Annotated in this window: 9 protein-coding genes; all 9 read right to left on the reverse strand. The window is 32.0% G+C overall.

Annotated features, from left to right (window positions below; all coding sequences use genetic code 11):
• Window positions 1–195 precede the first annotated feature (195 nt).
• Complete coding sequence (locus tag RH99_RS16165; RefSeq protein WP_010240666.1) at window positions 196–1,545, reverse strand: ABC transporter substrate-binding protein; 1,350 nt, start codon at window positions 1,543–1,545, stop codon at window positions 196–198.
• A 56-nt stretch (window positions 1,546–1,601) separates the two neighbouring features.
• Window positions 1,602–2,423 (reverse strand): carbohydrate ABC transporter permease, encoded by an 822-nt coding sequence (locus tag RH99_RS16170; protein ID WP_010240667.1) that lies wholly within the window; start codon window positions 2,421–2,423, stop codon window positions 1,602–1,604.
• 24 nt (window positions 2,424–2,447) lie between these two features.
• Window positions 2,448–3,383, reverse strand: coding sequence for a carbohydrate ABC transporter permease (locus RH99_RS16175; RefSeq protein ID WP_010240668.1), 936 nt, complete (start codon window positions 3,381–3,383; stop codon window positions 2,448–2,450).
• A 129-nt stretch (window positions 3,384–3,512) separates the two neighbouring features.
• Window positions 3,513–4,292 carry a sugar phosphate isomerase/epimerase family protein gene (locus RH99_RS16180; RefSeq protein ID WP_010240669.1) on the reverse strand — a complete coding sequence of 260 codons (780 nt, stop codon included), beginning with the start codon at window positions 4,290–4,292 and terminating at the stop codon, window positions 3,513–3,515.
• Window positions 4,285–5,397: an ABC transporter ATP-binding protein gene (locus RH99_RS16185; protein ID WP_010240670.1), complete on the reverse strand. Its 1,113-nt coding sequence runs from the start codon at window positions 5,395–5,397 to the stop codon at window positions 4,285–4,287. The genes RH99_RS16180 and RH99_RS16185 overlap by 8 nt, the downstream gene beginning before the upstream one ends.
• A 21-nt stretch (window positions 5,398–5,418) precedes the next feature.
• A complete protein-coding gene (locus RH99_RS16190) occupies window positions 5,419–6,243 on the reverse strand; it encodes a carbohydrate ABC transporter permease (RefSeq protein WP_010240671.1) in 825 nt (274 codons plus the stop codon).
• On the reverse strand, window positions 6,233–7,120 hold the full coding sequence (locus RH99_RS16195; protein WP_010240673.1) for a carbohydrate ABC transporter permease: 888 nt from the start codon (window positions 7,118–7,120) through the stop codon (window positions 6,233–6,235). Before RH99_RS16195 ends, RH99_RS16190 begins: the two co-directional genes overlap by 11 nt.
• A 64-nt stretch (window positions 7,121–7,184) precedes the next feature.
• Window positions 7,185–8,489: an ABC transporter substrate-binding protein gene (locus tag RH99_RS16200; RefSeq protein ID WP_010240676.1), complete on the reverse strand. Its 1,305-nt coding sequence runs from the start codon at window positions 8,487–8,489 to the stop codon at window positions 7,185–7,187.
• 457 nt (window positions 8,490–8,946) lie between these two features.
• A complete protein-coding gene (locus tag RH99_RS16205; RefSeq protein WP_010240677.1) occupies window positions 8,947–9,507 on the reverse strand; it encodes a nitroreductase family protein in 561 nt (186 codons plus the stop codon).
• Window positions 9,508–10,575 lie beyond the last annotated feature (1,068 nt).

Consider the following 10,575-nt stretch of genomic DNA (forward strand, 5'->3'; position numbering starts at 1 on the left):
ACACGTAGTATCACTACTATAAACATTACTTATGGCATGTTCAAATAAATAACTAGTCAGTATACTAGTCTATTTTGAATCATACTACGTTAACAGAACCTTCTGATAGCACCACTATCATCAGAACCTGTTTCCTTGTAAGATTCAAAATATACAACCTATCTTTGACTTGTTATTTATTTTCATATGCCTATCCTATTTCTTATTATCCTCATTATACTTCTTTATAGATGCATTTATACTGTCAGCTGCACTCTTTACAGTATCTTCAGGACTCTTATTATTTTGAAGCATTTGCTCTATATTTGATTCTATAATTTGTCTTGCCTCTGGGAATACTGACATAAGTGCACCCTTTGATGTCTTTGGTGATGCATGAAGCTGATCTATAGCAGTCTGGAACTGTGGTTTTTGTGCTAAATTATCCTTCATTACCTGCTCATCATAAGCTTTCTTTGTAACTGGGAAGTAACCTGTCTCACTAGCCCAATAAGCTTGTTCCTTAGATGATACCATATACTTCATAAATTCCCAAGTTGCTTTTTCCTTGTCCTTATCCTTGCTATCAATTGCCCATAGAGAAGCTCCCCCTATAGAAACACCACCATCTTTTGTATCATCGAAAGATGGTAAAGGTGCAGTTCCTACTTGAAACTTATTGCCAACACCAGTTAATACTCCTGATAAAATTGCTGTAGATTCAATATACATAGCTGTCTTTCCTGCTAAGAATGCATTTTTTGTAGCATCTTCATCTCTTCCAAAATTGCCAGCGTTACCTGAAGCCACAAGCTTTTTCCATTCAGTTAATACCTTAAGTCCTGATCCATTTTTATCAAACTCTACAGATGTTGGAGCTTTTGTTCTACCATTTCCGTTATTTACATAATCTTGTCCCTGTTTAGTTACAAATTGTTCAAAAAACCAACCATATATAGCCATGGAATATCCATATTGACTAACTTTTCCTGAACCATCTTTCTTAGTTAATTTTGCTGCAGCCTGCTCTAATTCTGAAAATGTTTTTGGTGGATTTTCAGGGTCTAGTCCTGCTGCTTTAAAGGCATCTTTATTATAATACATTATAGGTGTAGATGTATTAAACGGCATAGAATAAAGTTTATTATTTACACTATAATAACCTAATATGTTTGGCTCAAGACTTGACGTATCATATTTTTCATCATTTATGAAATTTTGCACTGGTACAGTCCATCCACTGTCTATCATAAATCTTGTACCTATATCATATACCTGCATAACATCTGGTCCATTTTTTATCTTTTGAGCACTTTTAAGTTTATTTATGGCATCATCATATTTCCCTTGGAACTGCGCATTGACCTTTATATTTTTATGAGAACTATTAAAATCCTTTACCATTTTAGTAATTACCTCACCATTTTTACCTGCCATAGAATGCCAAAATGTGATTTCTACTGGTTTATCAGAAGCTTTTGCTGCAGTGTTACTGTTACCACAACCGGTAAAAATGCTTCCTACTAAAAGTGAAGCTATTAATACACCTAAAATTTTCTTTTTCATTGTATTTCCCCCTTGGAAATCTTTTATTTAAATTTACTACAGAATATATTGTATTTTTAGCCTTTTACCGCTCCAGAGGTCATTCCCTCTATAAGCTGCTTTTGACCAAATATAAATATTAATATTGAAGGCAAAAGTACCATTACTATTCCTGCCATAACGAGTCCAAAAGATTGATTTTCTGCAAACTGCAGCATACTTATACCAATTTGAACTGTTCTTGAGCTTTCTTTACTAGTTACAAGCAGCGGCCACATATAATGATTCCAACTAGTGATGAACGTATACACTCCAAGAGACCCTACTATTGGCTTTGACATTGGAAGTACTATTGAAATAAAGAACCTAAAGTTGCTGCAGCCATCCATTTTAGCCGCTTCATATATCTCTTTAGGAAGAGTAAGATAATACTGCCTTATCATAAATATTCCCATGGCTGAACTTAAATAAGGTATAATCAGCGCTTTGTAAGTATCTAGCCATTTAAAATTTCCTATGGTAAGATAATTTGATATCATAGTTGATTCCCCAGGAATCATCATAGTTGCTAACACAAGTATAAAAATTAGATTCTTTCCTTTAAAGTTAAAGAAAGAAAAAGCAAATGCCGCTAAACAACAAATTATAATTTGTCCTATAGTTATTGATAAAGATACTATAAAACTATTTAATATAAATCTCAGTATAGGTGCTGCATTTAGTGCATCTACATAGTTTTTAAAGTATAATTTACTTGGTATAAGTTTTGGCGGATAAGAAAATATCTGATCATGAGGCATTAAACTAATATCCAGTGCATATAGTATAGGAATTATTACCATTATTCCTAGTATAATATTTACAGAATAAAGTATTATTTTATTTATATTATTTTTCATCTATTTTTACCTTTCTTTCTCTTTTTATTGATAAAATACTTTTCTCTTTTCGTATCTAAATTGAACTAGCGTTATTGAAAGGATTATAATAAATAGAATTATAGACTCTGCACTGGCAGATCCAAATCTACTATTAAAAAATGCATCTCTATAGATGGAGTAAACAAGCACATTAGTAGCTCCTGCCGGCCCACCCTGTGTCATTATATTTATCTCTCCAAAAGCTTGAAACCCATTTATAACATTGACTACCATCACAAAGAAAAGTGTAGGCGAAAGACATGGTAATACTATACTCTTCAATCGATGAAGATAATTTGCACCATCTATGGATGCACTTTCATTTAATTCTTTTGGAATGTTCTTTAGACCTGCTGTTATAAATATAAAATTCATGCAGCTGGAAATCCATATGCTTACTACAGCTACTGCAATAAATCCCCAAAATGGACTGGCAAGCCATGGTATGTTCCTCTTTAATACAAAATTCACAAGACCAATAGCCGGATTAAATAATAGCATCCATATTATAGCCGATGATGATGATGACACAGCCATAGGCATTGCATAGAGAGTACTGAATAAGCCCTTAAATTTTAATTTATTATTAATAACAAGAGCTAAAACAAGTCCTATTATTATAGATGGTATAGTAGTTAAAATTACAAACTTAAATGTTACAAATATGCTATTTAAAAAGGAAGGTGATTTAAATAAATCTATATAGTTTGACAATCCTGCAAAAGAACTCATTTCCCCTTGAGCATTTGTGTTGTACAAACTCATATATATAGTTTTAAAGAATGGGAAATAAGTAAAGCCTATAAAAATTATTAAACATGGTACAAGATACATATAGGGTTCTAAAAAATTTAACTTTTTCTTTCTCTCCACAATTTGTGCTCTAGTAACATGCAGTTGTTTTGGTGCTTCTTCCAGCTGTTCTAATGCTTTTTCCATTTGAATACCTCCATAAAAATAATCATCTCAGCTACAAGAGTTAATTATAGTTATAGATGATTAACTTTAGTTTACGTACTGGTTAAAAAATCTTTACCTCACTTAACAATTCACATCTACCTATCTTTTTTATATAATTTGAAAACAAGTATTTCTCTCAATATACCTTATTCCATTCTCTATACTATTTTTGGTGGTACCCGTTCTATATTCCAATACTAAGCTAGCTTCTGGAGTATATTTGTTATAGATTTTAAAAAATTTATGCCAATTAAATTTTCCTTTTCCAATGGGTAAATGTAAATCTGAGGATCCATCATTATCATGAATGTGATAAGCTATTATTTTGTCCTTTAGTTCATAGACGAGTTTTTCTACATTCCAGGCATTTGCAAAGGCATGACCTACATCTATTAACGCTTTTATATTTTTATACTCCTTAAAAAGGTCAATATATTTATCCATGGTAAATATATTGTTAGGGCCTATCCCCACATTTTCCACTGCTGCTGTTATTTCATATTCTTCTGCTAATTTAAGTAAGGTATATAAATTTTCTCTTACATATTCTTCATCCTCAATCTTATCCCATATAGCTTCATTGGTATGTATTACCATATATTCACCTTTATACTTTTTGCATAATTCCATAGCGTATTTAAAGGCATTTAAAGTTCTCTCCCAAACCACACTATTTTTATGCACTGCTTCGTTTACCAGTTTATAGGGACAGTGGAAAGATAAATTTTTTTTACTGATACCATCAAGCAGGTTTTCTATTCCATTTTCATAGCCTTCTACTAAAGGTTCTATAAAAAATTCAACTCCTAATCCACGATCCAAGAACTCAAGTATTTCATCTGAATTTCCATCTATATAGGGTAAATTACTGATTGTTATTTTAGCCAATTAACTCCACCTCTTCTTTTATATTTTTAGGATAACCAAAATTGTTACCATCTTTATTAAAGAAATGCACTTTAGACCAATCAATAGAATAATATAGATTATCTAAATTATTAACACTATAGTCACTATCTACGGTTGCTAACATTTCATTTCCATCTAAATCAAAATATATACATTTCCTATTGCCGTGATTCTCTATATATTTCATTTTCATTGGTAAAGAATTAGAATTATTTGTATTCTTTATAGTTACGTTCTCTGGTCTTACTCCGAAGACAACACTATTTTCCTTATTAAGCTTTATTACATTCAGCCACACCTCTGGAATTTCAAGACTTTTACTGCCAAGAATTAACCTATTTCCCTTTACTACTGCCTCCATTAAATTCATAGAAGGTGATCCTATAAATTTTGCTACAAAGGTATTCACAGGTTTATTGTATATATTGTCTGGAGTATCCAGCTGCTGAAGCTTTCCCTTATCTAATACTGCAATTCTGTGTCCTATAGTCATAGCTTCAACCTGATCATGAGTTACATATACAAAGGTAGGATTATAGAGTTCATGTATTTTTACTAGTTCACCTCTGGCAGAAGTCCTAAGCTGAGCATCTAAATTGGATAGTGGTTCATCCAATAGAAAATAAGGTGACCTCTTAACTAAGGCCCTTGCCAATGCTACCCTCTGTCTTTGACCCCCTGACAGTTCCTTAGGATATCTCTTTTCAAGGCCCTTCAAATTGAGTATTTTAACAGCTTCAGAAGCTCTCTTCTCTATTTCCTCTTTGGGAACTCTATTCATTCTAAGTCCAAAAGTTATATTATCAAAGATAGTTAAATGTGGATACAGTGCATAGTTTTGAAATACCATGGCAATATTTCTATCCCCAGGCTCTACATCATTAGCCAATTTCTCTCCCAGGTAAAGTTCTCCTGAAGATATGGTTTCAAGGCCTGCTATCATTCTCAGAGTTGTACTTTTACCGCACCCAGAAGGTCCAAGAATTATGATTCTCTCCCCCTGTTTTATGTCCAGATTCAAATCTTTTATTATACTTGTGCTTTCATAATTTTTACATATATTTTTAAATCTTATACCATTCATTTATGCTCAATCCCCCTTTTGTTAACCCTTAATTCCAGAATTCATAAAGGTGTTTATTATAAATCTCTGGCAAATTATATATAGCACTAATGGAAGTAAAACTGTTAAACAAGCTACAGCCATGGCAACGCCCCAGTCATTTCCCCCTTCTGAGCTTATAAAAAGCTGTAGTGCTAAAGGCAGTGTAAACTTATCCTTGTTTTTTAGTATAAGCATTGGCCAAAAATATTCGTTCCATGAATTTATGAAGAATATTATGCCCATAGACATTATGGAATTCCTTATGAGAGGCAATATTATTCTGGATAATATTTTTATTTCCGGTACCTTTTCCAGTTTAGCTACCTCGATTAAAGATTTTGGCACAGTTCTCATACTCTGCCTCATTAAAAATATTCCCAGAGCATCTGCTAATTGTGGCAAAACTACACCAATATTGCTATTTAAAAGACCAGCATTAGACATTATTATATAGTTTGGTATCATGGTAACGGTAAAAGGTACAAACATGGTTAATAATAGAATAGAATAAAGAATATTTTTTCCCTTAAAATCTTTATAAACAAATACATATGCCGCAAGGATAGACGTAACTGTTTTCCCTATAGTTACTACTGCTGCTATGATAAAGGTGTTACCCACATAATTAAGAATAGGCAAAGTATCTACTATATATTTATAATTTTTAAATGTAGGAGTTGTAGGTATTATATTAAGTGTAGATGTGAAAACCTGATTCATGGGCTTAAAGGAAGTAGATATCATAAAAAGCAGTGGAAATATTTCAATAATAACTATTACCCATAGAAGCACATGCCATTTTGTTTCTTTTTTATTAGTTTTCATAGTATACTCCTTTTTCCAGCACCTTGAATTTTACAAGCATTAACACAAAGAAAAATGCTGTAGTTACCACTGCTAAAGCCGATGCCTTTCCTGTCTGAAAGAAAGTAAAACCATATTGATATATACTGTATACTAAATTTGTACTTGCGTTATTGGGTCCACCTTGAGTAATTACATTTATAGGTACAAATACATACTGAAGTCCGAAAACAACAGTGAGTATTAACACATACAGTGCAGTTGGTGAAGTTAAAGGAACTACTATCTTTAGGAATATCTGAATATTTGACAACTTATCAAGCTTTGCCTGCTCTATTAGCTCCTTGGGAACTTCAACTATACTGGCAAGTAAAATTATAAGATTATATCCGAAACTTTTCCAAGCAGTCACAAGACTTAGCACAATTATTACAAGTCCATTAGTTTTAAGCCAAAATGGAGATTGTATACCAAACTTAGATAGAAAAATTGCAATTGGTCCTGAAAGGGGATTAAAAACCCAAAGAAAAATAAGTGATCCTACTACGGTAGATATTATACTTGGCAAAAATATAATAGATTTGTAGAATCCCTTAAATTTACTAACTAGCATAGCTAGTATGAAACCTATAATATAGGGAAGTACAAAATTTAAAACCACTAAAATTACTATATATATAATTGTATTTATAAAGGAGCTCCCAATTTCAGGTTCCGTAAATATATCCTTATAATTCTGAAATAAAACAAATTGTTTATTTGGACTAACCATATTCCATTTATAAAAGCTTAAAATTATGGTGTCTATTATAGGATAAAACGTAAATATAGAAAAAATTAATATAGTAGGAAGCAAAAACAATATAGTTAATTTATTCTTCTTTAACTTTTCTATCACAGCTATCTTCTCCTTAAAATGGAGACTGACCCAAGATGCACCGTTTAAGTCAGCCTCCAGAGTTCTATTTTATTAAATTGTTTATCTTATCCTGAGCATCTTTTAAAGCCTTATCTGAACTCTCTTTGCCACTTAAAATACTATCCCTTGTATCTATGAGCACTTGTTCTGCCTGAAGTCCGTTGGCACCAGGGAAACTAGTCCATGGAACTATATCCTTCATCTGCCCCTCTGCAGTCTTCATAAGTTTGTCCTGGGCCATAAGATCCTTTAGTCCCTTAGGATCATTTGCTGTATTCTTTCCTGATGGAAGATATCCAGTTCCCTTAGTCCATGTTGTTTGTGACTGAGTAGTAAGTAAAGATTTTATAAATTTCCAAGCTGCCTTTTGACCTGCTTCATCTTGTGCAGTTATCATAAGAAAATTCCCCCCTGCTGGCACTCTTCTTGGATTGTTTCCAAATAGAGGGAACTCGGTTCCTCTTAAATCAAATTTAGCACTTTTTTCAAAATTATCTCTTTTACCTATGGTAGTTAAACACATAGCAACCTTTCCGCTTAAGAATGCCTGATTACCTTCATCAAAATTTACATGAAGTGCAGTATTGTCCTTTATCATACCCGCTAATAAATCATAGGCTTCAGCAGATTGTTTAGTTGCAAAACTTGCCTTAACAGTACCATTATCTTTAGAGGTCATTTTCCCACCATTTGCCTCCATTAGTGCCTGCTGAGCCCAGTTATCTGCTGGCTCCTGCATATAAAAACCATAGATTCCCGTTTTCTGTTTTATTATTTCACTATCTTTTTTAACCTCATCCCAGGTTTTAGGTGGATTCTCAGGGTCTAATCCTGCAGCTTTAAATATATCTGCATTGTAATATACTATAGGGTTACTTATGGAATAGGGAATACCTATTTGCTTTCCATTAACCTTTGCTAAATCCAATATGTTAGATGAAAAATTTTCACTTAAATAATTCTTATCCTCTGGAAAATACTTTTTTATTACTTCATCTGGGGTAACATATTTAAAGTTTTCTGCTGCATAGTTTAAGTAATTGTATCCCATTTGAACTACAGCTGGATATTGTTTAGATGCCGCGGCCGCCTGAAGGTTCTGTGCAAGCCCCTTATACATATCTGCATTGAACTTTGCCGTTACAGTTACATCCTTTGACTCACCATTAAACTTATTAACTAGATTGGTAACAGTTGGTCCACCAAAACTTTGGGTTGCAACGTGCCAATACTCTATTTGGGTTTTTCCTCCCACATTTTTAGAAGAGCTGTTTGATTTGCATCCTGCCAATAATGATATAGATAATGTAGTAATAAGTACTGGTATTAATATCTTTTTGATATTCAATATTATCAACCTCTCTATTTTTAATTATCTAAGCTACAGTAATAAATTATAGTTATCCTTAGTTAACTTTGGTTTATGGACTGGTTAAAAAACTTTTACCTATGATAATTAATTTTTACAAAGACAAAAAACCCTAGAAATAATTTCTAGAGCTATAATCCATGTATTATATTTTTATAGTCAATAGTGTATATTACCTTAAACCGGTCTACGTCTTAATATGTTAATATCAACTTCATGTTTACCAGTCATTTCCGATAACTACTCAATAATACCTAATAGTAATTAAAGTCTATAATCAATATTAGAATTCTTATATTATACTATCTCTCCATGGCATTGTATATATACATAATTTTACCATATAACCTATTTGGTATACTTCAATTATCTACACCAGTTTTAGAGCTAGAATCCTCTTGAGATGTAACAATATTATATAGCTTCTTTTCCCCTATCACCACTCTGTAACCTCACTCCAATGCTTACGTGTTCTTGGATAAGGTGATTGATCTGCATAACCTATAGCTACTGCTGCCACAAGTTCTTCCTGTTTATTTAGCCAGGAGCATATTTCTTTATCACAATAAAATATATCGCATATCCAAAGAGTAGCTAGTCCAAAATTCTCTGCTGCTAAAATCATGTTCTGTACAGCGGCTCCTATAGACTGAGTATCTGTAAGCATCCTATTATGATTATAATCTTTTTCAAAATTTGAAAATGCGTTGAATACCAAAATAACTGTGTCTGCTTCTTTTATTGAATTGCTGCTTATGTTAAGGCTTCCAAAATCCAAACCTTTTTCTCCGTAATCCTTTGAAGTCTTATTCATAATATGTACTAGTTGTTCTTTATTTTTTCCCTGAAGCACAACGAATCTCCAAGGTTGACGATTCTTTCCAGAAGGTGCTTTAGTAGCTAGTTCCAATAATCTTTCTATAGTTTCTCTTGAAACTTCTTTATCTTTAAATTTTCGTATACTTCTTCTCTGTTCTATTGCTTTTATTGTATCCATTATTAAATCCTCCTGAAGTATTCTTTAACTTAGGCACATTCAAATAAATAACTAGTCAGTATGCTAGTCTATTTTGAATCCCACCACGTCAACAGAACCCTCAGATAGCTCACTATCTGAAGAACCTATTTCCTTGTAGGATTCAAAATATACGTCGCATCTTTGACTTACTATTTATTTTCATATGCCTTATACCTATTTTATCATAGCCTGGTAGGAGATTACCACTCGATGCCAATAAGGAAGTATTTGGGTATTGTTAAAAGTTTATTTATTCAATGGTTAATTATATAAAATTAAAATATCCCCTAAATATAAGAATTTCCCTTATAAAACAAAGAACCAGGATATAATATCCTGGTAAATTTATAAGGAATTAATGTTTTAATGAGAAATTAACCATCTTTATTATACCATTTTTTTCTAAACATGTATATAGAATGTTATAATTTCGTTAAAAAATATACAATTTTATTGAATATAGATAGACATATTCTTTACAATATTTTTTAAACGAATAAACATAACAGAAAAAATAAGGATTCATAAAAGCCCTGGGTTGCCCAGCTACCCAGGGCTATAAATATTTATAATTGAATTGTCATTAAGTTATTACTCTAATTTACTCATTTGTATATTTTAAGCTTACATTGATTTCAGCCTACTATAATATATGCTTAATCAATTAAAATTGACTACAATTTAAATATTAAAAAAAGAGACACTAGTGTCTCTACCAGTGTCTTTAAGGCATCTTCAAATAAATAACTAGTCAATTTATTTTCACATGCCTAATATAAAATCATGAGTTTGTTAAGTGGAGGATAATTTCCATATGATTATAATAGCATCTAATTATTAACATTTCATTACAATAAGTTTAATACTTTTTAAAAATTCTCTTTACTTATTTTAATTATTAACCTGACTAACTTGGTGTAAGTCTCCCACGCACTCTGTGAAAGCGATTCACACAAAATCAAAAAGAAGATTTTGGTTCTCTGCTTGCACTCTGCGAAAGTGATTCGCACCAAATTAAAATTTGGGCTCTCTACTTTTCTTCAAGTG

Origin of the sequence: Clostridium arbusti SL206 (genome assembly GCF_000246895.1) — a bacterium.
GTDB classification, from domain to species: domain Bacteria; phylum Bacillota; class Clostridia; order Clostridiales; family Clostridiaceae; genus Clostridium_I; species Clostridium_I arbusti.

What these genes read in the sequence shown, in the direction of transcription:
- RH99_RS16165 (WP_010240666.1), bottom strand. Translation starts at nt 1,545, where the DNA reads ATGAAAAAGAAAATTTTAGGTGTATTAATAGCTTCACTTTTAGTAGGA.
- RH99_RS16170 (WP_010240667.1), bottom strand. Translation starts at nt 2,423, where the DNA reads ATGAAAAATAATATAAATAAAATAATACTTTATTCTGTAAATATTATA.
- RH99_RS16175 (WP_010240668.1), bottom strand. Translation starts at nt 3,383, where the DNA reads ATGGAAAAAGCATTAGAACAGCTGGAAGAAGCACCAAAACAACTGCAT.
- RH99_RS16185 (WP_010240670.1), bottom strand. Translation starts at nt 5,397, where the DNA reads ATGAATGGTATAAGATTTAAAAATATATGTAAAAATTATGAAAGCACA.
- RH99_RS16190 (WP_010240671.1), bottom strand. Translation starts at nt 6,243, where the DNA reads ATGAAAACTAATAAAAAAGAAACAAAATGGCATGTGCTTCTATGGGTA.
- RH99_RS16205 (WP_010240677.1), bottom strand. Translation starts at nt 9,507, where the DNA reads ATGGATACAATAAAAGCAATAGAACAGAGAAGAAGTATACGAAAATTT.